24 protein-coding genes and 2 tRNA genes are annotated in these 21,813 nt (G+C 51.6%); 4 read left to right on the top strand and 22 right to left on the bottom strand.

All coding sequences use genetic code 11. The features are described 5' to 3' along the window. Nucleotides 1-247: 247 nt before the first annotated feature. Nucleotides 248-529, bottom strand: coding sequence for a hypothetical protein (locus tag KP626_RS08235; protein ID WP_132090526.1), 282 nt, complete (start codon nt 527-529; stop codon nt 248-250). Between the two features lie 192 nt (nt 530-721). Between KP626_RS08235 and KP626_RS08230 the strand changes: the two genes are divergently transcribed. The 3 genes from KP626_RS08230 to KP626_RS08220 all read left to right on the top strand — a co-directional run bounded on the left by KP626_RS08230 (nt 722) and on the right by KP626_RS08220 (nt 4,514). Continuing rightward, nucleotides 722-2,209 (top strand): bacterial Ig-like domain-containing protein, encoded by a 1,488-nt coding sequence (locus KP626_RS08230; protein ID WP_395976606.1) that lies wholly within the window; start codon nt 722-724, stop codon nt 2,207-2,209. A 428-nt stretch (nt 2,210-2,637) separates the two neighbouring features. Continuing rightward, entirely contained in the window at nt 2,638-3,696 is a 1,059-nt protein-coding gene (locus KP626_RS08225; protein ID WP_299117581.1) for an AAA family ATPase, read from the top strand. A gap of 146 nt (nt 3,697-3,842) precedes the next feature. Further along, a complete protein-coding gene (locus KP626_RS08220) occupies nt 3,843-4,514 on the top strand; it encodes a plasmid recombination protein (protein ID WP_395976604.1) in 672 nt (223 codons plus the stop codon). Between the two features lie 312 nt (nt 4,515-4,826). Here the strand turns inward: KP626_RS08220 and KP626_RS08215 are convergent, their stop codons facing one another. The 18 genes from KP626_RS08215 to KP626_RS08130 form a co-directional block, all read right to left on the bottom strand. Then, nucleotides 4,827-5,624: a ChbG/HpnK family deacetylase gene (locus KP626_RS08215; RefSeq protein WP_395976602.1), complete on the bottom strand. Its 798-nt coding sequence runs from the start codon at nt 5,622-5,624 to the stop codon at nt 4,827-4,829. Nucleotides 5,625-5,659: 35 nt separating this feature from the next. Then, nucleotides 5,660-6,451 (bottom strand): ChbG/HpnK family deacetylase, encoded by a 792-nt coding sequence (locus KP626_RS08210; RefSeq protein WP_395976600.1) that lies wholly within the window; start codon nt 6,449-6,451, stop codon nt 5,660-5,662. Nucleotides 6,452-6,771: 320 nt separating this feature from the next. Then, a tRNA-Met gene (locus tag KP626_RS08205) sits at nt 6,772-6,848 on the bottom strand. A gap of 95 nt (nt 6,849-6,943) precedes the next feature. After that, the gene (locus tag KP626_RS08200; RefSeq protein WP_395976598.1) at nt 6,944-8,056 is read right to left on the bottom strand and encodes an exonuclease domain-containing protein; all 1,113 of its coding nucleotides are present in this window, start codon (nt 8,054-8,056) and stop codon (nt 6,944-6,946) included. Between the two features lie 148 nt (nt 8,057-8,204). After that, the gene (locus KP626_RS08195) at nt 8,205-9,197 is read right to left on the bottom strand and encodes an aldo/keto reductase (RefSeq protein ID WP_395976596.1); all 993 of its coding nucleotides are present in this window, start codon (nt 9,195-9,197) and stop codon (nt 8,205-8,207) included. 237 nt (nt 9,198-9,434) lie between these two features. Next, nucleotides 9,435-9,767 carry a cupin domain-containing protein gene (locus KP626_RS08190; RefSeq protein ID WP_395976594.1) on the bottom strand — a complete coding sequence of 111 codons (333 nt, stop codon included), beginning with the start codon at nt 9,765-9,767 and terminating at the stop codon, nt 9,435-9,437. A 192-nt stretch (nt 9,768-9,959) separates the two neighbouring features. Then, the gene (locus KP626_RS08185; RefSeq protein WP_395976592.1) at nt 9,960-10,502 is read right to left on the bottom strand and encodes a putative immunity protein; all 543 of its coding nucleotides are present in this window, start codon (nt 10,500-10,502) and stop codon (nt 9,960-9,962) included. Between the two features lie 44 nt (nt 10,503-10,546). Continuing rightward, nucleotides 10,547-11,107: a chromate transporter gene (locus KP626_RS08180; RefSeq protein WP_395976590.1), complete on the bottom strand. Its 561-nt coding sequence runs from the start codon at nt 11,105-11,107 to the stop codon at nt 10,547-10,549. Further along, nucleotides 11,104-11,679 carry a chromate transporter gene (locus KP626_RS08175; protein WP_395976588.1) on the bottom strand — a complete coding sequence of 192 codons (576 nt, stop codon included), beginning with the start codon at nt 11,677-11,679 and terminating at the stop codon, nt 11,104-11,106. The genes KP626_RS08180 and KP626_RS08175 overlap by 4 nt, the downstream gene beginning before the upstream one ends. Then, nucleotides 11,676-12,005 carry an ArsR/SmtB family transcription factor gene (locus tag KP626_RS08170; protein ID WP_395976586.1) on the bottom strand — a complete coding sequence of 110 codons (330 nt, stop codon included), beginning with the start codon at nt 12,003-12,005 and terminating at the stop codon, nt 11,676-11,678. The genes KP626_RS08175 and KP626_RS08170 overlap by 4 nt, the downstream gene beginning before the upstream one ends. A 139-nt stretch (nt 12,006-12,144) precedes the next feature. Continuing rightward, a tRNA-Met gene (locus KP626_RS08165) sits at nt 12,145-12,222 on the bottom strand. Between the two features lie 93 nt (nt 12,223-12,315). Beyond that, nucleotides 12,316-13,218: a hypothetical protein gene (locus tag KP626_RS08160; RefSeq protein WP_395976584.1), complete on the bottom strand. Its 903-nt coding sequence runs from the start codon at nt 13,216-13,218 to the stop codon at nt 12,316-12,318. A 16-nt stretch (nt 13,219-13,234) separates the two neighbouring features. Beyond that, nucleotides 13,235-13,519 (bottom strand): septum formation initiator family protein, encoded by a 285-nt coding sequence (locus KP626_RS08155; RefSeq protein WP_395976582.1) that lies wholly within the window; start codon nt 13,517-13,519, stop codon nt 13,235-13,237. Between the two features lie 42 nt (nt 13,520-13,561). Further along, complete coding sequence (gene yabQ, locus KP626_RS08150; protein WP_395976580.1) at nt 13,562-13,921, bottom strand: spore cortex biosynthesis protein YabQ; 360 nt, start codon at nt 13,919-13,921, stop codon at nt 13,562-13,564. Beyond that, the gene (yabP, locus tag KP626_RS08145) at nt 13,918-14,226 is read right to left on the bottom strand and encodes a sporulation protein YabP (protein ID WP_395976578.1); all 309 of its coding nucleotides are present in this window, start codon (nt 14,224-14,226) and stop codon (nt 13,918-13,920) included. The genes yabQ and yabP overlap by 4 nt, the downstream gene beginning before the upstream one ends. A gap of 55 nt (nt 14,227-14,281) precedes the next feature. After that, nucleotides 14,282-15,380 (bottom strand): peptide chain release factor 2 gene (gene prfB / locus KP626_RS08140; protein WP_395976576.1). Its coding sequence is split into 2 segments (ribosomal slippage): nt 14,282-15,304 and nt 15,306-15,380, totalling 1,098 coding nucleotides; the frame shifts between segments, so codons are not numbered across the junction. A gap of 1 nt (nt 15,381) precedes the next feature. Beyond that, a complete protein-coding gene (gene secA / locus KP626_RS08135; protein ID WP_395976574.1) occupies nt 15,382-18,063 on the bottom strand; it encodes a preprotein translocase subunit SecA in 2,682 nt (893 codons plus the stop codon). Nucleotides 18,064-18,254: 191 nt separating this feature from the next. Next, nucleotides 18,255-19,106 (bottom strand): WG repeat-containing protein, encoded by an 852-nt coding sequence (locus tag KP626_RS08130; RefSeq protein ID WP_395976572.1) that lies wholly within the window; start codon nt 19,104-19,106, stop codon nt 18,255-18,257. Between the two features lie 286 nt (nt 19,107-19,392). Between KP626_RS08130 and KP626_RS08125 the strand changes: the two genes are divergently transcribed. Next, the gene (locus tag KP626_RS08125) at nt 19,393-19,896 is read left to right on the top strand and encodes a zinc ribbon domain-containing protein (protein WP_395976570.1); all 504 of its coding nucleotides are present in this window, start codon (nt 19,393-19,395) and stop codon (nt 19,894-19,896) included. A 37-nt stretch (nt 19,897-19,933) separates the two neighbouring features. Here the strand turns inward: KP626_RS08125 and KP626_RS08120 are convergent, their stop codons facing one another. From KP626_RS08120 to KP626_RS08110, 3 genes are all read right to left on the bottom strand, one after another. Continuing rightward, entirely contained in the window at nt 19,934-20,497 is a 564-nt protein-coding gene (locus KP626_RS08120) for an NUDIX hydrolase (RefSeq protein ID WP_395976568.1), read from the bottom strand. A gap of 70 nt (nt 20,498-20,567) precedes the next feature. Further along, nucleotides 20,568-21,113: a ribosome hibernation-promoting factor, HPF/YfiA family gene (hpf, locus tag KP626_RS08115; protein ID WP_395976566.1), complete on the bottom strand. Its 546-nt coding sequence runs from the start codon at nt 21,111-21,113 to the stop codon at nt 20,568-20,570. Between the two features lie 124 nt (nt 21,114-21,237). After that, complete coding sequence (locus KP626_RS08110; protein ID WP_395978997.1) at nt 21,238-21,510, bottom strand: zinc-ribbon domain containing protein; 273 nt, start codon at nt 21,508-21,510, stop codon at nt 21,238-21,240. Between the last annotated feature and the right edge of the window lie 303 nt (nt 21,511-21,813).

The following is a 21,813-nucleotide window of genomic DNA, read 5'->3' as shown; positions in this document are numbered from 1 at the left end:
CATAAAGTTCCGTGAGTAATGGAAGAAGGCAATGCTTTGAGAAAAAGATGAGAGCAATATTCTGAAAATTACTTGAGATTTCGGGGAAAATCTGCTAAAATATTTTTGTATATCTATGGGGTAGGGGAATTCATATCCTTTTGCCTTAGAAATTATGGAAGGAGGACTTGACTATGGCAAACGGAAATACCGAAAATTATTGTCGGCTCGGCAGGAGCATAGCGCCGTTTTTTCAGCGTGTCAAGTCTTATTTCATACAATTTATAACGAACCAGTTGCCGGAGACAGGGCGCATTATGCCTTGGCTTCGGCTTTTTGCGTTTGCCGGAAGGATGGTGGTTTGATATTGAAGTCCTAACCACGACCGGCAAATCAATCTTTTCCGGTTAAACCTTCTGTCTTCTCCGGCGTGTCCGCTGTCGGAGGAAGAAAAATCCGGCAATTCTGCCGGGTTGGCATAGTGGTTGCGCAACTGCTCAACCACAAAATTCTGGTAGGCCACATGGCCGCCAGGATAAATCGGTAACATCGAAGGCGCCCCCTGTTCGCAAAAGTCATTTCTGTAAACAAGGGTGCGAAGCGCCTCGTTTTTCGAGCCGTTTGTAAAGCTCTTTTTGCAAAAAAAGTGGGTGATTTCGATAAAAAAGGAACCTCCAAACCCAGTGTTTTCAATGGGCTGGAGATTCCGAGAGTCTATATACTTTTTAGGGAGGAAGAAATCATGAAAAAACAGTGGCTCAGCATTGTATTGGTTCTCTGTATGGTGCTGTGCATGGTGCCCACAACGGCGCGAGCAGAAGAGAGTAAAACATGTGAATTAAAAATCACCGTGGGGGTGAACGGACTGACCGGAAGCGCGGAAGGCGCGACCTTTACATTCCAAATCAAGAAGGCCATAAATGAAGTGACTGCGCAATACTATGAATACGGTACGATGACTGTCACCGTCGGAGCAGACGGAACAACAGGAACAAACACCATAGCGGTCGAGGAGGGCAAGTATATCGTACAGCAGGTCGTGCCCGGCGATCCAATCGGAGAGTATGTATGGTACAGCATTTCTTATACGGGCGGCAACAACGAAAGCGGCCCGCAGAGCGTGTATGGCAACGGTAACAGCACCGAATTCAAGGTATACAACACCTATAGACCAGCGAGCGAGACAAAGGTGACCACACTGCCGATCACGGTGACCGGATATAAAGCGGACGCAAAGATAGCAGATGCCGCGGTTACGACGACAGAGCCTGGTATTAAACTTAGCTACTTCCAATTTATGGAAAAGGACTCGGCGGGTGATTGGACTTCCGCACCTCTAACCGGAACCTTCAAGGCGGATACAGAATATAGGGTAGAGGTTTATTTTAATAAGCTCCTGGGGTGCGATTACACCGGGCTGAAAAAGGAGAACGTGACCGTAAACGGAGTTGAAGCGGATGCCTTTGAAACAACATGGAGTGGTTTTCCGTATAACAAGGATTATCAGGTGATCCGTGGCCTTGGCAAACCGGAGGTCGTCAAGACGGTGGAGAGCATCGAGATCACAAAACAGCCGGATAAGACCGAGTACATGGCCGGCGAGGATTTTGACCCGACGGGCATGGTGGTCACCGCGCATTATACCGACGGCACCACGGCTGACCTCCCTGAAACCGGCTATACGATCTTCCGGGGTACGGGGCTCATGCAGGGGCAGACGGATGTAACGATCCAGTATAACGATGGCAGCGGCAGCAGTAATATCAAGACCTACCAGAACATCACCGTGAAGCCGTATGTGGGTCCCCATGCCCATACCTACGGCGGTCCGTGGTATGCGGACGCAAAGAGCCATTGGCATCAGTGCACCGACAGCGCCTGCCCGGATCCGAGTGGCAGCACAAAGGATCTGGCGTCCCACACCTTCGTGTGGAAGGTAGACCAGGCGGCCACCACGACCCAGACCGGCCTGAAGCATGAGGAGTGTACCGTCTGCAGCTATAAGCGCAGCGAAAATACGGTCATCGACAAGCTCTCCGACAACGGCAGCACCGGCAATACAGGTAGCGGTAATAATAACACCGATAAGCCCGGAAAGGACGACTCCACCAAGTCTCCTCAGACCGGTGACAGCAGCAACCTCATCGGTTGGCTGGCTGCTCTGTTCGTCAGCGGCGGTGCAGCCATCGGCACAACGGTTGTAAGCAGGAAGAAAAAGTACAACAGATAATTGAATAGCGTTCCCTTGCTCCATCTTCCGAGCAAGACAAAAGCGTCGTAGCAATACGGCGCTTTTTTGTTACCCGGAAGCGACAAACAGCGGCTTTTGAATGACGGACGGTAAGGATACCGCCGCCAATATGAAGCCGCTCATATCGAAAGAAAACGCCCAAAATCGCCCCGAAACCATACAGCGGGAAACGGTTTTGGGCGTTTCTGCGTTTCGGGAGCAAATCGGCAATTAGGCAGCGATAAGGAGGTGTCCATTATGCCCCGTATGCCGAAATACCTCAAGAGAGAATGGGCGTTCTTTCTTGATGAGCGTGGCAGGAAGAAATATAACGAGCTTTGCAGAAAATGCGAAAGGAGCTGCAAGCAGAGCTTCCGTGCCACCGTTATTCACTGCCCACACTATCTATCGAAAAGGAGGACAAGACAATGACAGACTATCCGAACAACATTCCCGCAAAGCTGGAAATCATCAAGGCAAGCGAGATTACACCCAAGGAGGTGCGCTGGCTGTGGTATCCCTATATCCCCTTCGGCAAGGTCACACTGCTGCAAGGCGACCCCGGCGACGGCAAGAGTAAGCTGATGCTTTCTCTTGCCGCTTTGCTTTCCAAGGGAGCGCCGCTGCCCTTTGCCGATAAGGACGAGAGCGGCGAGCCGATGACAATTATCTATCAGACCACCGAGGACGATGCAGACGATACCGTTGTGCCGAGATTTAATTCGGCGGGCGGTGATGGGGACAGGCTCATCTTCATCAAGGAGGACGAAAAGAGCCTGACCTTCGGAGATGACCGTATCCGTGAAGCCGTGGAGAAGTACAACGCCAAGCTGCTGATCCTCGACCCGATGAGTTCGTATATCGGTGACACTTGCTCGATGAACAACGCCAACGAAACAAGAGCTGAGTTCAACCACCTGATTGCCGTTGCCAAGGACACCGGCTGCGCCATCGTTATCATCGCCCATATGAACAAGGCGAAGGACACAAGCCCCCTCTATCGCACCAATGGCTCTATCGACATTGCCGGTGCTGCGAGAAGCATTCTTGCCGTCACACGCACGGCGAATAAGCAGAACCCCGCTGAGCGTTATCTGGTGCAGGTCAAGAGCAATCTTGCACCGATGGGCTCCGCTATTCTCTTTGAGGTAGCCGACAAGGGCGTGAACTTTCTTGATGAGCTGGAGCTGAGTGCGGAGGACGCTTTCTCTGCTTCTGCGCCGAGGATGGGCAGACCGAATGCCCGTGAGGAAGCGGCAACGGATTTTATCCGTTCCCTGCTGTCGGGCGGCAGACGGCTGGCTTCCGATTGCGAAGCAAAGCTTGAAGCCGCAGGCTTCAAGAAATCAACCTACAAGAAGTCCAAGAAGAAAGCCGGAGTTCGCTCTGTGAAGGACGGCTTTCTTTGGTACTGGACTTTGCCGGAGGTTGAAAAACCGATTGAGAATGGGCAGGAAGTCACGGACGAGGACGACCTGCCTATTTGATTGAGGTTTTGAGGGGGGTCAAGGGAGGAAAGCCCTTGCCCACGACATCTTTACAGCGAAGCTGAAAGTGTCATAGTGGGTTACGCACTTTGAAAAAGTTGCGTAACCCGCACCCCCTCCCTTTCCGCTGACTGGAGGTGATGAGAATGGCGGAAGGAAACTGGAGCGTTGTCCGAGTGGAGAAAATCTCCGCAGAGGGAGCGCAGAAAACCGAGCGACACAATGAGCGCAAGAATGAAAGCTACGCAAATCTCAATGTAGACACCGAGCAAATTGCCCGCAATATTCACTTCAAGGACACGGGTGGTCTGACTTACAACGAGTATTTCCAGCGGCTCATTGACGAGGGCAAAATCTCCACAAGAGGACAGAAAGCCGGCGCAACGATCTTTAATGAGTTGGTCATTGATGTGAACACAAGGTACTTTGAGGAACACGGCGGCTACGAATATCCCCGGGACATTCGGGACGTCTTTTATCTAGAAAACGGTAACAAAGCTTTTTTACGGAATCCTCCGTTGCATATCCCCCCATTTCCCAAGCTACTTTTCGCCAGGAATATCCACAGCCAAAGCGTAAAAGACAGATTTGCCGGATCTCACTATCCCCAATACCAGAGAGATAACGTTGCAGCTGGTCCAGCTCCTCTACGTATTTGCGCCGATCCATCTCCCATCTGGATCGAATATCCAGTAGCTTCACCGTCACCTCTCCGATGCGATCCCGCTTCTCCGATGGCCGGGGCAAACCCGTCAGCACACTGGTGGTTCCCTGCGCAATGGACTCCAGTACCTCGATCCGTTCTTGGTGTTTTTTAATCTCCTGCGTCAGATAAAACATCTGCTCCAATCTCCGCCTATCCATTTCCACACGCTCCAATCGAGGTAACCTAACGGCGTTCCTCTATGATGGTGCAGGACCACTCTCCCATGTTCCGTCCGGCAGTATCATCTTAAAACGCCTGCAATACCATAGGATTTCCATCCCTATATCTCGCAGGAACAGCAGTATGATTGAATGATTCTTAATATATTTTGGTTTTGTATATAAAAAAAGCGGATTAGACAAATGCCTAATCCGCTCCATCTTTTTTCTCATCAACATCCGATGATCATAAGAGATTTTAGCCCCTACACAAGATCATAATAGGTAATCAACTCAACGTTGTTCTCCTTAATCCAATCCATAATCCGCCTGGAAGTTACCATCTGATGATCCCGCGCCCGCTCAATGGAGAGGGAGGTCAGATCAAACAAAGCAGCATCCACAAATCCACAGTGACCCACGGTCCGCACATACTCATGCTTGAGGGCTTCTTCCCGGTTCTCCCAGAAAAGACCTTCCGGATTCTTGTTAATCTGCTGCATGGGATCAAAAGTCTTGCTAAAGCTAGCGCCGCCACGGTTGGCCAGGATCGGATTATATAGCCCAAACTTCTCCTCAGCAACCTGCGAATAGATGACGCCGCTCTCCTCCGAAAGCTCAAGAATGGCCTCAAGGTAGGTTTCCGGGCTGATGGAATGTCCATGGAGGTACCCCGGCTTGCGACCTACCAGTTCTACAAAGCGGTCATATTGCGCTCGGATCTCCCGCTTGACCTCATCGGCAGGGAACATCTCCCGTCTCCCCTCCTCCGTCTGCCACCTGGGGTCATGAATGCGGACATTGGAGCGGATAAATTCACCGTTTTCATCCACAAGGCTGGGAATGGTCTTGGGATCGCTAACACTGGGTCCGGAAACCAAGTTGAAGTCGATGCCAAAGCAGGCATTGGGATGGGCTGGGATCAGTGACGCGGCATGTACTGCCTCAGGCATGTTGGTAAACATGCCGGTGTTCCGCAAAAATCCATTTTCAATGGCATCGATAATACCGGCGGTAACGCCTTTGGTGAACCCATAGTCATCCGCTTGAACCAATAATTTCATGTTGCTCCTCCTGTTGTGTTTTTTATGAAACGGTATCAAACAAAGTCATAGTATGTAACCAGCTGTACATCGTTTTCCTGGATCCACTTCATGATCCGCTGAGACGTCACCAGCTGATGGTCTCGAACCCGCTCCAGGGAAAGAGATGTCAGCTCAAACAACGCGGCATCCACAAATCCACAATGCTTGATATTCACCACAAAATCCTGTTGCAAAAGCATCTCGCGGTTTTCCCAGAACCATCCCTCAGGATCCTTAGCAAGCTGTTGAGCGGCATCAAACTCCTTGCTGGTTGCAGCTCCGCTCTTTACCACCACGGAATACGCATGATAGTTCTGACGGATATCCCAAGAAAAGGGGACACCGGTCTCCGCCGACAACTCCCGAATGGCTTCCATGTAGGACTCCGGCCGGAGCGAATGGGTATGCAGGTATCCCGGTTTACGGCCCACCAGCTCTACAAAGCGGTCATACTGCGCCCGGATCTCCCGCTTTACTTCCTCACAAGGGAACATCTCTTTTCTGCCTTCCTCCGTCTGCCATCTGGGATCATGGATGCGAATGTTGGAACGAATATAGTTTCCGCTCTCATCCACGAGGCTGGGAATCAGTTTGGGATCGCTGACGCAGGGCCCGGAAACCAGATTAAAATCCACCCCAAAACAGGCCTGGGGATGTGCCGGGATCAACGATGCCGCATGAACCGCCTCCGGCATGTTGACAAACATCCCCGTATTCCTTAAAAAGCCATTTTCAATGCCGTCAAGGATGCCGGCGGTAACCCCCTTGGTGAATCCATAGTCATCGGACTGCATCAACAATTTCAAAATTCAGTTCCCCCTTTGATACTCGATATGATACTAATTTTAACATGTTTTTTCCCATTTTCTCATTTATTTTTTCTGCTGAAAAATATTATATCAAAAATGCCGTTGCTTTGTTAAGCTGCTGCCATTTCAAAAATCAGGACGCACGCAAGCATTTTTTTAGAGATAAAAAAGATCGCATCTTCCCAATAAAAGATGCGATCTTAAGTGCGGCAACTTGCCGCAAGCAGAGTCTTACGATGTGGATACCCCATTGTGGGCAAATAAAATATCGCAACCCACAAAAGCAAGTTGCGATATTGGGCGCGGACATTGTCCGCTGGTAGCGGCGGTGGGACTCGAACCTACGACACTCCGGGTATGAACCGAATGCTCTAGCCAGCTGAGCTACGCCGCCAAATGCTTGTTTATTATACAGGTATCCCCTGATAAATGCAAGAGCATTCTATGGATTTTATGAACTTCCTTCTCCCATCTCATCCAGGCGCATGATCAACAGGGCAGTTTTCCCTGATAAGCATCTAGCACTTCTCGAGCCATTGCAATGCGTTCCTGAGCGGATAAAGGAACATCCAGTACCTCGCATACCTTCTGATAGGCAATATCATAGATGGGATACCCGCTTAATTGCCGGTTATTCTCCATCCAATGCCGGAAAGCGGTCAGGCTTTTCTCTGAAAGGTGACCATCCATGGACAGCCCATAGATGATTCCGACAAAGATCTCCATGGCTTGACCGGGACGGCATTCCAGAGAGGAGTCCGTAAAGATTCTGGCCATGGAAACCATCCGCTCCACATCCCTCTGACTCATGTCCCGATCCTTAAAAATCACCTTGATGGAGGAAAAAAAATCATAATATTGCATGGAGCGATCCAAGCGATGCCCTGCAATGGCCCGGTTCAAGAGGCAACACAGTTCGTGGATATCCACCTCATCCTCAAAAAAGACGCTGACCAGCATTCCATATATTTGGTTGATCACCCGCAAAAACTCCATATCATCGTGCCATTCCAGCTGATATGGCTCCAAACAGTTCCGGATTTTTTCGGGCCATAGCTCCTGCATTTCCTCAAAAACCCGGTAACAAAGGTCACAGTTATAAACTGCTTTGACCGAAGTGCATTCCCCCACGGACATTCCCAAACCACACGCGATGTTCTTCAGAGAATGGGAGCGAAACATCCTGTCCCCACCCAACTGCTGTGCCATCATCATCGGGCAAAGATAAGACATATGGGGGGTATCGAATCCATAATGGCGGAGGGTCCAATTTAGGGTGGAAAGGTCCAAAACCGCATTGTAGCTTATGACTATTTGATGGTCAAAGTATTTCTCGACCTCCCGCCAAACCGCAGGAAAGGTCGGATAGGATTCCAGCAGATCCTGATCAATATCCGAGGTCTGTAAATCGTTGAATTCACATTCCGGATTGATAAAATAATGCAGCCTCTGCGCCACCCGTCCCTCACGAACCACCAGCACGGCCAAGGAACAGATACGGTTATAAAGATGGTTGGGCATCTCCACGTCAATTACCGTGTAATCGGCAAATCTTTCGGAAGGATTTGCTTCTTTTACCTCCTGATACAACAATTCCACCATATGACCTCCTTTCAGGTCGGAACAAGTATATACAAGAACCTCCACAGAAGAAAGAAAATAATTTCATTTAGACAAGGATCGACAAAAGAAGTCAATCATTTGGAACAAAAAAGGAGGCCCCCATAAAAGGAGCCTCCTTCCCATACTTTTACCATGCATAAGCGTTGGGAGCGGCGCCGCCCGGACCGGGGAAGATCTCGTCCAAGCGCTTCATCACATCGTCGGAGAGGTCGATCTCCACCGCGCGCAGAGAGTTCTCAAGCTGCTCCACGGTACGAGGGCCAGTGATAGGCGCCGTAATGGCAGGATTCTTCAGCAGCCAAGCCAATGCAACGTTGGATTCCTTCTCGCCCAGTTCCTGGCAAAGGGCATGATAGTCCTCCAGCTGCTTTCTGACGGTTTCATTCATGCGACGCTCTTTTGCCATCTGGGTACGCTGGCCAACGCTCTTGTTCAGTGCGTTTTCGCTCAATAGACCACCATTGAGGGGGCTATATGGCACCACGCCGATGCCAAAATCATGAGCAGCGGGGAGCACCTCCAGCTCTGGCAAACGCCCCATCAGGTTGTATCGGTGCTGTTCGGTAGCCAGCCCCATGAAGCGGTACTTCTCGGCTTCATACTGAGCCTGTACCAAATCCCGCCCCGCAAAGTTGCTGGAGCCCACATAGACCACCTTGCCGGCGCTGACCAGATCGGAGAAAACGCCCCAGAGTTCTGCCCAGGTCACATCCCGATCCACATGGTGCATTTGATACAGCTCTACATAGTCGGTCTGCAGCCGGCGCAAGGAGCCCTCAATGTGCCTGCGAATCTTGTAGGCGGACAGGCCCAGACGATCGTTGGGGCCATCGTTGGGATCATCCATACGGAAATAAACCTTGGTGGCAATGATGGTGCGCTCCCGGCGATTGCCCCCCTGGGCGAACCACCGGCCGATGATCTCCTCGGAGAGGCCAAAGTTGCAGCGGTCTCCGCCACCATAGTTGTTGGAGGTATCAAAATAGTTGATTCCCGCATCCAAGGCGGCGTCCATGATCCGGAACGCTTCCTTCTCATCAGTGGCATTGCCGAAATTCATGGTGCCCAGGCAAAGCCGGCTCACCTGCATTCCCGTCCGTCCCAAACTGGTGTACTTCATGCGCTCGTCTCCTTTTGAAACATATATTTCCTTGGTAAGACCGTTCGTCTTCCATAGGGTTCCACAAAAAGCAAAAAAATAAAGAGGAACCAAGCCCACAAGGGCTGTTCCCCTCTTATTACTCAACTAGATTCATCCTCATTTATAATTATATCTGCTTTTGAAAAAAGATCAAGCGCTTTTCCAGCGGGAATCCACATTTCTTATAAAAAAGTCCAGTTTTATGAAATCCCACTTTCAAAATACCACTGTCAAAAGCATCTTAAAGCGTTCCAGCCCAAATACGGCATGGGGCACCTTTGCCGGCATGACGATGGTCTCGCCGCAATCCAACCGATATTCTTTCCCAGCGATGGTAATTCTGCACACTCCATCCAGCACTGTAACCATCGCATCCCCACCCGATTCGTGGGTGCTGATCTCCTCTCCTTTTTCAAAGGCAAACAGTGTCAAGCTGACGAATTCATTTTGTGCCAGGGTTTTGCTGACGATCTGTCCCTCCTGGTATTGCACCTCGTCCCGCAATCGCAATACTTCGGACTTCTTGATGTTCTTCAGCTTCATTTCCATGAATAGCCTCCTCTTCCGTTTTCTTTATTATAGCGGTCATGGCATCAAAAAACCGTTGTTTTTCCCACAAAGCAGATGTTTTTTATGGAACTTACAACACGTTTACCAGGAAACCCGCCCCAGAAAATTTCCGGGAAAAGAAAAAGGCCGCATATATTGCGCATCCGTATGTTTACACACCGGCCTCGCTTCCTATTGGCAAAGGAACGCCGCCCAGCTTCTCGTTGTTATGGCAGTCTGTCCACTCCAATAAAACAGCTTCTCTACGTACTCGCCCTTGCGGCTTTCAACCGCTTCCCGACATGCATCAATCCCGTATCTATGAATGATAGCAGTAAGGTCATAGGCTGGGTATCCAATTGCATGACCAGCGGTATGCACCACCGAACAGGCCTGTCCAACGGCATGGCAGAGCGCCACATCCTCCTTGCAGCCCGCCTCCTTCGCAAATGCGTGACAATCCAGTATCTTTCGCTGTGCATATCGCATCTTAATCTTCCCAGATGCCCATTCCCAGGGCGCTTCAAGGGCCTCTCGGGGTCGTTTCTCCAATGGATACCTGGTTTCCAAAACGGCAACGGATTCCGCCGCAAAGTCCATGGCCCATAAAACCATGGTTTTATGATCCTGTTCTTCAAATAGCATCCGCAGATCCTGTAGATATTCAGACTCCTTGGAAAACAAAATCTGGTTATTCCTCCTGTATCTCTTGTTCACTTCAGAAAGCCAGTCCATCGTTTCCTCCAATTTCAAAATGCATGGAGCACGTTTTGATACCGTTAAAAAGCATATCCTGCCATTCCTAAAACTGCTGAAATAATAATCAACATCATCGGGGAAATGCTTTTTTTCATTTTCTGATTCAAGCCGAAATACAAGACGGCAAGAATTACTGTAATTACGAGTGCATTGATATCAAATGCGGAAAAAGGAACCGAGAACAAATTCTTTGCAATCATCCAACATCCTGTCGCAAGTATAATTCCAATCATACAAGGCTTAACCCCGCGCAGAACTGCCTGAACATATTTGTTCTTTATCGCTTTGGATAGGATTGCGGTTACAAGCAAAATAATGATGAAAGACGGCAGAACAACAGCAAACGTGGCGATAAGAGCCCCGATGACACCTGCTTGTGATGTTCCGACATAGGTTGCCAGGTTTACCATGATAGGTCCCGGAGTGCTTTCACTTACCGCAATCATATATGTCAGCATTTCGTCGCTGAGCCAGCCATAGGAAAGCACAGTATCTCTGATTAACGGTATGGCAGCATAAGCGCCGCCAAAAGCAAAACAACCAACTTTCAGAAAACCAAAGAACAAATTCAGATAGATCATTTCTTATCACCAACCTTTCTCTGATTCCCCTTGGTCAAAAAAATCACAAGACTGATACCCCCAAATATCAGCATCAGTGCAACGGATGAGAAGTTTATCGCAAAGATATTGATCAGCAGCATGATAACGGCTGCAGAAATCATGATCGTTTGCGGAAGTGGTTTCTTCTGCATTTTCTTTATCATTTTTATAGCAGCATCCAGAATTAATAAGCCAACGGCAAGCTTTATGCCCTTAAATGCATTGGCGATAATCGTTATTCCAAGGAAATTGTCGAGCAGCTTAGCAATTAAAAGGATCACTACAAAAGAAGGAAGAACCATCCCAACCGTCGCGGTAACCGCACCGGCAAAGCCTTTCTGTTTATATCCGACAAATGTCGCACAGTTGATGGCAATTGGGCCAGGAGTGGACTCGGCAACTACCGTAATGTTCATCATATCATCGTGGGTGATCCATTTTTTCTTTTCAACGCAAGCATCTTCAATCATTGAAATCATTGCATACCCGCCGCCAAAGGTGAAAAGCCCGATTTTAGAAAAAGTGAGAAAAAGGTTCCAAAGTAGCTTCATCTCTCCGCCTCTATTTCTCTGAACTCACAGTTACAGATTCCACCGGTTCGGTCCAAGCGTTCCGATTGCTCCGCCATGGTTATTATTGTCTGAGACAAAAAATCAAGAGTTTCCTGCTTTGGAAGATAGTGCGTGTGATACCCGAATTTTTCGCCGTAAACAAGATCCGCCTCCCGCAGGACTTTCATATGCTGTGAAACAGCTGATTCGGTAATATTCATAGCTTTCGAAAGGGATCGCACACAGTGCTTCCTTTTCAAAAGATTCTGAAATATTCTAAAGCGAGTCGGGTCTCCCAGTGCCTTTAATATGACCTCAATATCCATGGCGTGCCTCCAATTAAGTGGTTACTTAATTATATTTGCAATCTTTTAATTAAGTCAATACTTAATTAGACTTTCGGAAGCGAGATAAATCTTGGCATAAAAAAGAGGACATAACGATAATCCGTTATGTCCTCTTTGTTGGTAGCGGGGGCGGGATTTGAACCACACGACCTCCGGGTTATGAGCCCGACGAGCTACCAGACTGCTCTACCCCGCGACGCAAAATTTATTATACCGCTTAAGCGTTGTGATGTCAACCACTTTTTGCCCGTGAAAAATGGGACGAAGCAGCGTCCCTCTTCCATCCTATTCAGCCGCTTTCCGCCACCCGACACAAAAGATAGCCGTCCAATCCATCATCATCACAGACTACCAGGGTTTTGCAGCCTGCGGCCAACAGCATCTCCAGGGTAATCAATCCGCCGCTGACGATCACATCGGCCCGGTTGGGATCCATCCCTGGGAGCGCCTTCCTGGTCTTTAGATCCATGGATATCAACCGCTGCATCAACTCCTCCAACTGATCCCTGGAAATCCTCATCCCATTGATCAGCTCCGGAGTATAGAACTCCGCCCCTGTGAGAATCATGGCAAGCTGGGTAGCCGTGCCGCCTATACCCGTAATGGCCGAAGGACTCCGATCCTCCAGAACTTGGCGGCATAAGGGAACCGCCCGTTCCCGGATATATGCCCGCAGGGTATCGATTTCGCCCCCCGTAGGAGGATCCTCCTGCACACAACGCTCCAGAGAGGAAACACAGCCCAACAGCGCCGATCCACTTCGTAAAATTTTTCCGTCCTGTCCGGCAATAAATTCGGTAGAGCCGCCGCCGATATCCATTACCACACCGCTTCCATGGCCAATCGCCCCCAGGAAACCGTACTCCGCCTCTGCTTCCCCCGAAATAATTTCGGCAATCAGCCCCTGCTTACCCCGCAGCATATTCATAAATTCCGGTCCATTGGCGGCCTGCCGTACGGCGCTGGTTGCATAGCAGTAAATGGGCAGCTGCGCTCCCTGTTCTAGGGCATAGCTGTAATAATCCATAATAGCCCGATGGGTCCGTTCCATCCCAGGAACCGATAAAACCCCTGAGGATACCAGTCCTTCCCCAATGCGGGTGGTACTCAAAAACTTTCGTTTTTCCCCGGTTTTTTCATCATACAGCAACAATCGCACACTGTTGGTGCCGATATCAATGGCAGCGTACATCACAGGCTTCCTTCCATCATTGCTCGTCCAAAATATACCGCGTCTCGCCCTTTTTCACCCAACCCAGTTTTTCCCGGGCAACGGATTCGATAAACTCCTGGGTGTCGGCATAATCGATGGTATCCTGCAGTTTCTGGATCCTGCGGTTAGCCTCCTCGATTTCCTGGTTCTGCTCCTTGGTCTTCGCTTTGATCTCCCGGTATTCCCTCCATTGGTTCAATGCGCAAACACCAACATAGAGAAACAATACCGCAAACACCAGCATAAAAAACCGCTTATTGAGCTTCCACTTCTTTTTCATGCTTGTCCCCCTTCCAACCGCGGAATTTTCCAGAGCATCGTCTCATTCATCCTCTTCCATGCGGTTGGCCTTGGCCTCCAGCTTCTTTTTATCCAGCCATTTTAAAAAACGGCTTTCCATTTTAATAATATAATATCCTGGGCCGGTCAGTGCAACGGCAAATCCCAAAACAAATGCCAGAATACAAAAGGTCCTCAGAACGCCCTTGGTGGCAAAGTACAGTCCGGCCGTAAAAGCGCCAGCCGCCAGAATCCAGAAAAGGATGTCCATAAGAAACACCCCGATCCGGGTTTTCCGGCGGCGTCGGACGGGCGTCAGCGCCGCGTATAGAATTCCCATCACAAGGCCCAGCACACAGCAAACAACAAACCCCAAGGGCTGGGTGGCGGTTACCCCGATCACTTCCGGAACAACCTCCCGATGAGCCCGCCGTTCTCGCGGTCACGGTCCATATCGTCATCGTAGTTTGCGGCGTACACATATCCACGGATGATCACCTGGCCCTCGTCCAGATTCAGCCGTTCGATATGGAGCTCTTCCCCTTCGATGGCCAACACGCCCAGGGGCGTATCCACACAAACCTCCATGTCGTTAAAGCTCAAAAGCTCCTGAGCTCCCGTTACCACCACCCGTTCCCGGGCGTCCATGGAAACGGAATGGGTTCTCGCCCGGCCCATGGCTCTCTTGTCATCCGATTCCCGCATCATCGCAAATACCCCCTTTTTGTGAAAGTATATGCGGGGTGAAACGGGAATATGTAGGTTAGGATTTCATCAAATACTCCGTGATGAATAGGTCCAGATCGCCATCCATCACAGCGGTAATGTTGCCGCTTTCCGCCCCAGTTCGGTGATCCTTCACCATGGTATAGGGATGAAAAACATAGCTGCGGATCTGGCTGCCCCACTCAATTTTCTTCATCTCACCCTTGAGCTCTGCATGCTTTTCCGCCATCTCCCGCTCCTTGAGCTCCACCAGCTTGCTGCGAAGCATCCGCCAGGCGGTTTCCCGGTTTTGGATCTGGCTCCGCTCATTTTGGCACTGTACCACAATGCCAGTGGGGATATGGGTCAACCGGATGGCGCTGCTGGTCTTATTGACGTGCTGTCCGCCAGCGCCAGAACTGCGGTAGGTGTCCACCCGCACGTCATCGGGATCAATCTCCACCTCATCGTCGTTTTCGATTTCCGGCATCACATCCAAGCTGGCAAAGGAGGTATGACGCCGCCCGGAGGAGTCGAAGGGAGAGATGCGCACCAGCCGGTGAACCCCCTTTTCCGCCTTGAGATAGCCATAGGCGTTGTCCCCTTCCACCATGAAGGAAACGCTCTTGATGCCCGCTTCCTCCCCTTCCAATAAATCTAAAAGCTTTACGGTATAGCCGTGCTTTTCACAGTAGCGGGTATACATGCGGTATAACATGGAGGCCCAGTCCTGAGCCTCGGTTCCGCCGGCGCCAGCGTGGAGGGAAAGATATGCGTTGTTGGCGTCATACTCCCCTTTGAGCATGGTAGACAGCCGCAGCTCCTCCACCCGGCGGGCCAGTTCCCCCACCTCGGCGCCCACCTCGGCCTTGGTATCCTCATCCCCCTCATCGTCGGCCATCTCCCAAAGCTGGAGGTTCTCATCCACCGCACGATAGAGATTTTCAAACCGCTGGATACGGTTCTCCAAATTCTTGGCTCGCTTATTAACCTTCTGGGCCTCCTCGATGTTGTCCCAGAAACCGGGAGCCTCCATGCCCCGGTTCAGCTCCTCCAGCTCCGCCTTCAGATTGGCGACGTCAAAGGGACTCACCTGCCTTATTCAAAACGTCCAGCATCTCATTCAGACGCTGTTTGGCAAAATCCAATCCTTCCATGTTACCCCTCCCGCTTGCCGCAGCAATTCTTATATTTTTTGCCGCTGCCACAAGGACAGGGCTGATTTCTCCCAACCTTTTTCTCGGCTTTCCGAGGGGACGGCTGATCCCCGCCTCCGGCGGTACCGGTTTCCCGGGCCACCTGCACTCGTTGAGCAGGCTGCCGGACGGATACATGGTACAATCCCATGAGGGTTTCCTCCTGGATGTTCCGGATCATCTCCTCAAACATCTCGAAGCCCTCAAATTTATATTCCATCACGGGATCCCGATGGCCGATCGCCCGGAGACTCACCCCCTGGCGGAGTTGATCCATTCCATCGATATGATCCATCCAGTGGCGATCCACGCTGTGGAGCAGAATTACCCGCTCCGCTTCCCGCATATCCCCGCCGGCTTCCGTGATCTCCCGCTCCTTCTCCTCATAGAGCTTGCGGCCCAGGCGCAAAATGGCCTCCTCAACCTCTTGGGGAGAAGCGGCATCCAAATCCAGCCCTAAATCCTGAGGGGTCATTTCCCGGGGCAGGAAGATGGGTTTTAGATACTCCAGGGCGCCGGGGATATCCCAGGTCTCCCGATCCGCCTCGGCGGGGCAATGGGCCTCCACCACCCGTTCTACCGTGGCCGACAGCATATCGCCTACATTATCCCGGACATTCTGTCCCGTAAGGACTTCCCGCCGCTGAGCATAGATCAACTCCCGCTGCTGGTTCATCACATCGTCGTACTGGAGCACTCGTTTCCGAATTTCAAAGTTCCGGCTCTCGATGCGCTTCTGCGCGCTCTCGATCTGCTTGCTCAGCATCTTCACGTCCATGGGGACATCGTCCTCAGGGGACAAACGCTGCATCAGCCCTTGTATGCGCTCGCCGCCAAACAGCCGCATAATATCGTCCTCCAAGGCCACATAGAACCGAGAAGAACCCGGATCCCCTTGGCGGCCGGCCCGGCCCCGCAGCTGGTTATCGATGCGCCGGCTCTCGTGGCGCTCGGTACCGATGATATGGAGTCCGCCCACAGCTACCACCTGCTGATGCTCCTGGTCGCAAACCTTTTTATGGCCGGCCTCCAACCGGGCATATTCCGCCCGGGCCTTTAGAATCTCTTCATCCTGGGTTTCTGCGTGGGAGATGGCGTTTTCAATCATCTCATCCTCATACCCTGCCCGGCGCATTTCCTGTCGGGTAAGGTACTCAGGGTTGCCGCCCAGCAGGATGTCTGTGCCCCGGCCCGCCATGTTGGTGGCGATGGTTACCGCTCCCAGCTTGCCGGCCTGGGCGATGATCTCCGCCTCCTTCTGATGGTTCTTGGCGTTCAGCACCTGATGCTTTACCCCCCGCCTCTTCAACATAGAGGAGAGCATTTCGCTTTTATCCACCGATACCGTGCCCACCAGAATGGGACGGCCCATGGCATGGTATTCCACAATCTCATCGATGACCGCCCGGTACTTTCCAGCCTCGGTGGCATACACCACATCGTTTTCATCCTTGCGGATCATGGGCATATGGGTGGGAATGGTCACCACATCCAGCCCATAGATACCCTGAAACTCTTCCTCCTCCGTCTTGGCGGTGCCCGTCATGCCGGAGATCTTGTCATACATCCGGAAATAGTTCTGAAAGGTGATGGTGGCAAGGGTTTTGCTCTCCCGCTCTACCTTAACGCCCTCCTTGGCCTCAATGGCCTGATGAAGCCCTTCGCTGTACCGCCGTCCGATCATCAAACGCCCGGTAAACTCATCCACGATGATCACCTGGCCGTCCTGTACCACATAATCCTTATCCCGGTGGAACAGTTCGTTGGCCTTTAACGCCTGGTTGATGTGGTGGTTCAATTCCGTGTTATCGGGATCGGACAGGTTCTCCACCGAAAAGGCCCGCTCCGCCTTGGCAACGCCCTCCTCCGTAAGGGTGCAGGCCCGCATCTTCTCATCGATGGTAAAATCCTCCTCATTGCGGAGCTTCTTCACAAAGCGGTCCACCCGTACATACATCTCGGTGGACTTATCCGCCTGCCCGGAAATGATGAGGGGCGTCCGAGCCTCGTCGATGAGGATGCTATCCACCTCGTCCACGATGACAAAACTCAGATCCCGCTGAACCATCTGCTCTTGATAGATCACCATGTTATCCCGAAGGTAGTCGAATCCAAACTCGTTGTTGGTTCCATAGACGATGTCACAGCCGTAATTCTTCCGCTTCTGATCCGGATCGATGCCATGAACCACCAGGCCCACCGACAAGCCCAGGAAGCGGTAGATTTTCCCCATCCACTCGGAGTCCCGCTTGGCCAGGTAGTCATTGACCGTCACCACATGGACGCTCTTTCCCGATAGGGCGTTGAGGTAGGCAGGCAACGTCGCCACCAGGGTCTTACCCTCACCCGTGCGCATCTCCGCAATCCGCCCTTGATGGAGCACTACGCCGCCGATGAGCTGCACTCGATAATGGCGCAGACCGGTGGTACGGACGCTGGCCTCCCGAACCACGGCAAAGGCCTCGGGCAATAGGTCATCCAGGGTTTCCCCCTTTTGATACCGTGCCCGAAACTCCTCCGTCTTGTTGCGGAGCGCCTCGTCCGACAGCTTTTGTACACTGGGTTCCAGGGCTTCCACCTGATCTACGATCTTGTAAATGGGCTTTAAAGGATCTCCGCCCAACAATTTTTGCAAAAACGCCAAAGCATTGTACCTCCAGGGTAGATTCTTGCCAGTTTATTTATTGTATCAGAAAACCCCCACCCGTTCAACGAAAGGAATCCGGCAAAAGGGGCTGGCAAATCGTGTTCCGTTCCCGTCCAAAGGAGCGCTACAAAATCATATAGGTAATGAAAAGGAGAAGAGCAAGCGCCCTTCTCCCCGTTTTCCATCCTCTATTGCTGGTTGCTGCTTCGCGCAGCCTCGATGTCCAAAATGCCCCATTTGCCATCCAGCTTCACCCAAGCCTTTCCGTTGCTAGCCGGCAGGGCCGCCTCCAGTCCAAGGTCGATGACCACGGTACCACTGGTATCGATGTACTTCCATGCGCCATTCTCACAGACGGCCGCCACACCCTCGCCAAAGTCATAGGCGTCATCATATTCTATGGGAATACTGATGGTGCCGTCCTCCAGCACGTACCCATATTTCCCCTCCTGGTACACCCGCGCAAGGCCGCCGCAAAACTCAAAGGCGTCCTCAAACTGGCAAGGGATCACCAGGTTTCCCGCGCCGTCAATATACCCATATTTCCCGGTATTCTGCGCAACCTGGCCGCCATAGGGGGATTCCGATACCGTGACCTCCGGCACCACATAAAGCCGCCCTTCCCCATAGCCCTCAAAGGGATAGATGTCATCATAGGAGATGCTGACAGCCTTGTTCTCGGTGGCATTCCAGGCTGCGTAGTCGTTGCCAAGACCATGGCCGGGATGCTCTCCCGCGATCTCATAATTTTCATTCAGCACATAGCCATCCACCGCGATGTTGTTGCCGTTGTCCCCACAAAAGCACTGATAGATGCTGGAATACTTGGGTTCCAGCCTCACATTCCCCTCGTAATCAATCAAACCCAGTTGGCCGTCCTGCACCAGGATACAAACGTCGGCGTTTCCCACCAGTGGACGAATCTCATCGCACTCCACCGAGGGCTCCAGCGCCCATGGACTCGCCTTTGCACTGCCACAACCCGCCGCAAACAGGGAGATTGCCCCAATTACCGCAACCGCTTTGTTCCATTTTTTCATCTATGCACGGCCTCCAGCCAACAATCATTTCATTTATTTGTCGAAAGATCCATCTTTTTGTCATATCGACATATTTAGTATAGCAATCCCCTATTCGAAATTCCAGCCCCCTTCCATGAATTAAGACAATTTTAAGCTTCTCATATTTTTTGTTTTTTCCAAAACTTGTCCCGCTGTGTACGTGAAATTAAAATGGAAATTTCATGAGAAAGCCTCTGTACAGGGGCATCAAACCAAGCTATACTTTAGCTGAAATCATTTTTTCATTCTTAAAGGAGGAGTTTTTATGGATTCTCTGAAGCAATACAGAAAAGCCATTGATCTTGCCGTCTATGGCGTAGCATTGCTTTGCACCCTGTTGTTTGCCGTATACAGCGTGTGGGGATTCGGCATCTCCGGTTTCACCATCCTGTTTGAGGCGTCCTTTATCGGTGGTCTGCTGCTGATCCTAGCCCCCGTTATGGGAATCGTTCTGGAGCTGGTTCTGGCAAAGAACATGGATGAGCGCACCCAGATGATCGTCAACCTGGTAATCTGCATCGCGGGCGTCCTTCTGCTCTTCATCGCAAAGGGCATCGCTGCTGGCGAAGGCGCTTCTCTGGTCGGTCTGGGATTCGGCGGCATTCTCTCCCTCATCGCCTATTTGGCCGGCGGTATCCTCAATGGCCTGTTCCTGTTTGGCGGAAACCTGGGATCCCCCGCTTCCAGCGGTGCGGTCTGCCCCAACTGCGGCAAGCCCGTGGCACCTGGAAAGGCCTTCTGCTCCAACTGTGGCCAGAAGCTAAAATAGCGTGTATAAAAAAAGAGACCCATATGGGCCTCTTTTTTTATCTCTCCAGCATACGATCCAGGATATTCCGATACACCGTCTGCATCCCTGGCTCTTTCTCAGTCCGCTCCCAGAGTTCCGTAAGCGGGACCCATGCGACATCGCTGTTTTCATCTGCCTTGATCCGGAGGGGCAGTCTATCATCCCCGATCATTCCAAAAGCCACCGATAGATGCAGATGGGCGCATACATAGCGCCCGCTTTTATAATGAGCCGCCACCGGAATCACATCCAAGCCCACCGGCTGCGGCTGCCAAAGCGTCAGCTTAAAAAGCCCCGTCTCCTCTCCGGCTTCCCGCAGCGCCACCCCTATAAGATCAGGATCTCCGTCACAGTGTCCTCCCGTCCAGGACCAGCTCTGATAGATGTTGTGATAAACCATGAGCGCCTTATCCCGGCGGGGATTTAAAATCATGGCCGACGAGGTAAGATGGGCCGCCAGATTTTCCCGGGTCAGCACATCTTCCCGGTTCCGGCCAAGATACCAAAGGATCATCTCCTGTTGTTGGGCCTGCTCTTCGGTCCGAGGAACAAATGCCCGAATGGTCTGCTCGTAATCCATTTTATTTCCTCCCCGGCCAGTATACTCTCAAAAAGGCAACAAAAAAAGGCCCCTTTCAGGGCCTTTCGGTTTATTCGAACTCCGGCTCAATGAGGCCGTAATCCCCATCCCGCCGCTGATAGAGCACATTCACCTGGCCGCTCTCACAGTTGGCAAACACAAAGAACGAATGCCCCAGCATTTCCAACTGCAACGCCGCTTCTTCCTCGGTCATGGGTTTGATGGCAAAGCGCTTGGTCCGCACGATCCGGGGCGCGCCCGCTTCCTCCTCCACATCCTCCTCGGCTTCCAGGTAGATACGATCCTCGCTTTCAAAGGCGCTGTCCCGAAGCCGCTTGCTGAGCTTGGTCTTGTGCCGGAGGATCTGCTTCTCCAGCTTTTTGCAGGCCGCGTCGATGGAAGCGTACATGTCCCCCGATGCCTCCTCCGCGCGAAGGAGCATACCGGGACATTCCACGGTAATCTCCACCACCTGCCGTCCACGGAACATGGATATCATTACGTCTGCTCTGGTATCGGCATGAAAGTATTTTTCCAGCTTTCCGACCCGCTTCTCCACTACATCCCGGAGATACTCAGAAACCTCCACGCCCTTTCCATTGATGGCAATCCGCATGCGATCACTCCTTCCTGAGTTTTCCTGTCTTTAGTGTACCACAAGTCCTCATTTTCTACCACAGAAGGACATGGATAAAAGAAAAAGGCTTTGCTCTCGCAAAGCCTTTTGGACACAGCCTACCTCATTCTCCCCTGATCTCAGCGAAGCACTCGCTGCAATATACGGGTTTGTCGTTCCGGGGCACAAAAGGCACCTCGGTCTCTTTGCCGCACCTGGCACAAATCGCGGGGTGGGAGACTCTCTCGCGGCGGCTCTGCTTTTTGGACATACGGCAGTCGCGGCACCGGACGGGGTCATTGGTAAAACCCTTCTCGGCAAAAAACTCCTGCTCACCCGCGGTAAAAACAAACTCTGCTCCACAGTCGCGGCACACGAGCACCCGATCCTCATACATGTTCAATTCCCTCGCTTCGTTTTGTTTCGGTCTGGCGTCGCCCGGCTGACCTGGTCTTTGCCCCCACATCCGCCGGCTGGAAGGTTCGCTCCTAAGAACTCCGTCTCCCCACTACTGCTCCTCTCAGGCGCTCCGTTGATCCGGTTTTCCATCCCAAACAGCGCGTCATTCCTGGCCGGACTTACCTCTAAGCCGCACCATGCTCACCGCAATTTTTGCGGGTTACGTGGATCGTTTTGCCTGCGACTGGCATCGATTTTCAACCACAGACCCGGGCCTGCCATTCCGTTCAAGTCAGATTGT

It is taken from the genome of Christensenella sp. MSJ-20, from assembly GCF_044357945.1.
Classification (GTDB): domain Bacteria; phylum Bacillota; class Clostridia; order Christensenellales; family QAND01; genus QAND01.
Note: the sequence above shows the minus strand (reverse complement) of the source record. Positions and strands in the feature narration are given on the sequence as shown.

Bases quoted from the DNA above. Each gene is read 5' to 3' on its own strand.
- KP626_RS08235 (WP_132090526.1), bottom strand. From the start codon at position 529: ATGTTACCGATTTATCCTGGCGGCCATGTGGCCTACCAGAATTTTGTG.
- KP626_RS08230 (WP_395976606.1), top strand. From the start codon at position 722: ATGAAAAAACAGTGGCTCAGCATTGTATTGGTTCTCTGTATGGTGCTG.
- KP626_RS08225 (WP_299117581.1), top strand. From the start codon at position 2,638: ATGACAGACTATCCGAACAACATTCCCGCAAAGCTGGAAATCATCAAG.
- KP626_RS08220 (WP_395976604.1), top strand. From the start codon at position 3,843: ATGGCGGAAGGAAACTGGAGCGTTGTCCGAGTGGAGAAAATCTCCGCA.
- KP626_RS08215 (WP_395976602.1), bottom strand. From the start codon at position 5,624: ATGAAATTATTGGTTCAAGCGGATGACTATGGGTTCACCAAAGGCGTT.
- KP626_RS08200 (WP_395976598.1), bottom strand. From the start codon at position 8,056: ATGGTGGAATTGTTGTATCAGGAGGTAAAAGAAGCAAATCCTTCCGAA.
- KP626_RS08195 (WP_395976596.1), bottom strand. From the start codon at position 9,197: ATGAAGTACACCAGTTTGGGACGGACGGGAATGCAGGTGAGCCGGCTT.
- KP626_RS08190 (WP_395976594.1), bottom strand. From the start codon at position 9,767: ATGGAAATGAAGCTGAAGAACATCAAGAAGTCCGAAGTATTGCGATTG.
- KP626_RS08185 (WP_395976592.1), bottom strand. From the start codon at position 10,502: ATGGACTGGCTTTCTGAAGTGAACAAGAGATACAGGAGGAATAACCAG.
- KP626_RS08180 (WP_395976590.1), bottom strand. From the start codon at position 11,107: ATGATCTATCTGAATTTGTTCTTTGGTTTTCTGAAAGTTGGTTGTTTT.
- KP626_RS08175 (WP_395976588.1), bottom strand. From the start codon at position 11,679: ATGAAGCTACTTTGGAACCTTTTTCTCACTTTTTCTAAAATCGGGCTT.
- KP626_RS08170 (WP_395976586.1), bottom strand. From the start codon at position 12,005: ATGGATATTGAGGTCATATTAAAGGCACTGGGAGACCCGACTCGCTTT.
- KP626_RS08160 (WP_395976584.1), bottom strand. From the start codon at position 13,218: ATGTACGCTGCCATTGATATCGGCACCAACAGTGTGCGATTGTTGCTG.
- KP626_RS08155 (WP_395976582.1), bottom strand. From the start codon at position 13,519: ATGAAAAAGAAGTGGAAGCTCAATAAGCGGTTTTTTATGCTGGTGTTT.
- yabP (WP_395976578.1), bottom strand. From the start codon at position 14,226: ATGATGCGGGAATCGGATGACAAGAGAGCCATGGGCCGGGCGAGAACC.
- KP626_RS08130 (WP_395976572.1), bottom strand. From the start codon at position 19,106: ATGAAAAAATGGAACAAAGCGGTTGCGGTAATTGGGGCAATCTCCCTG.
- KP626_RS08125 (WP_395976570.1), top strand. From the start codon at position 19,393: ATGGATTCTCTGAAGCAATACAGAAAAGCCATTGATCTTGCCGTCTAT.
- KP626_RS08120 (WP_395976568.1), bottom strand. From the start codon at position 20,497: ATGGATTACGAGCAGACCATTCGGGCATTTGTTCCTCGGACCGAAGAG.
- hpf (WP_395976566.1), bottom strand. From the start codon at position 21,113: ATGCGGATTGCCATCAATGGAAAGGGCGTGGAGGTTTCTGAGTATCTC.
- KP626_RS08110 (WP_395978997.1), bottom strand. From the start codon at position 21,510: ATGTATGAGGATCGGGTGCTCGTGTGCCGCGACTGTGGAGCAGAGTTT.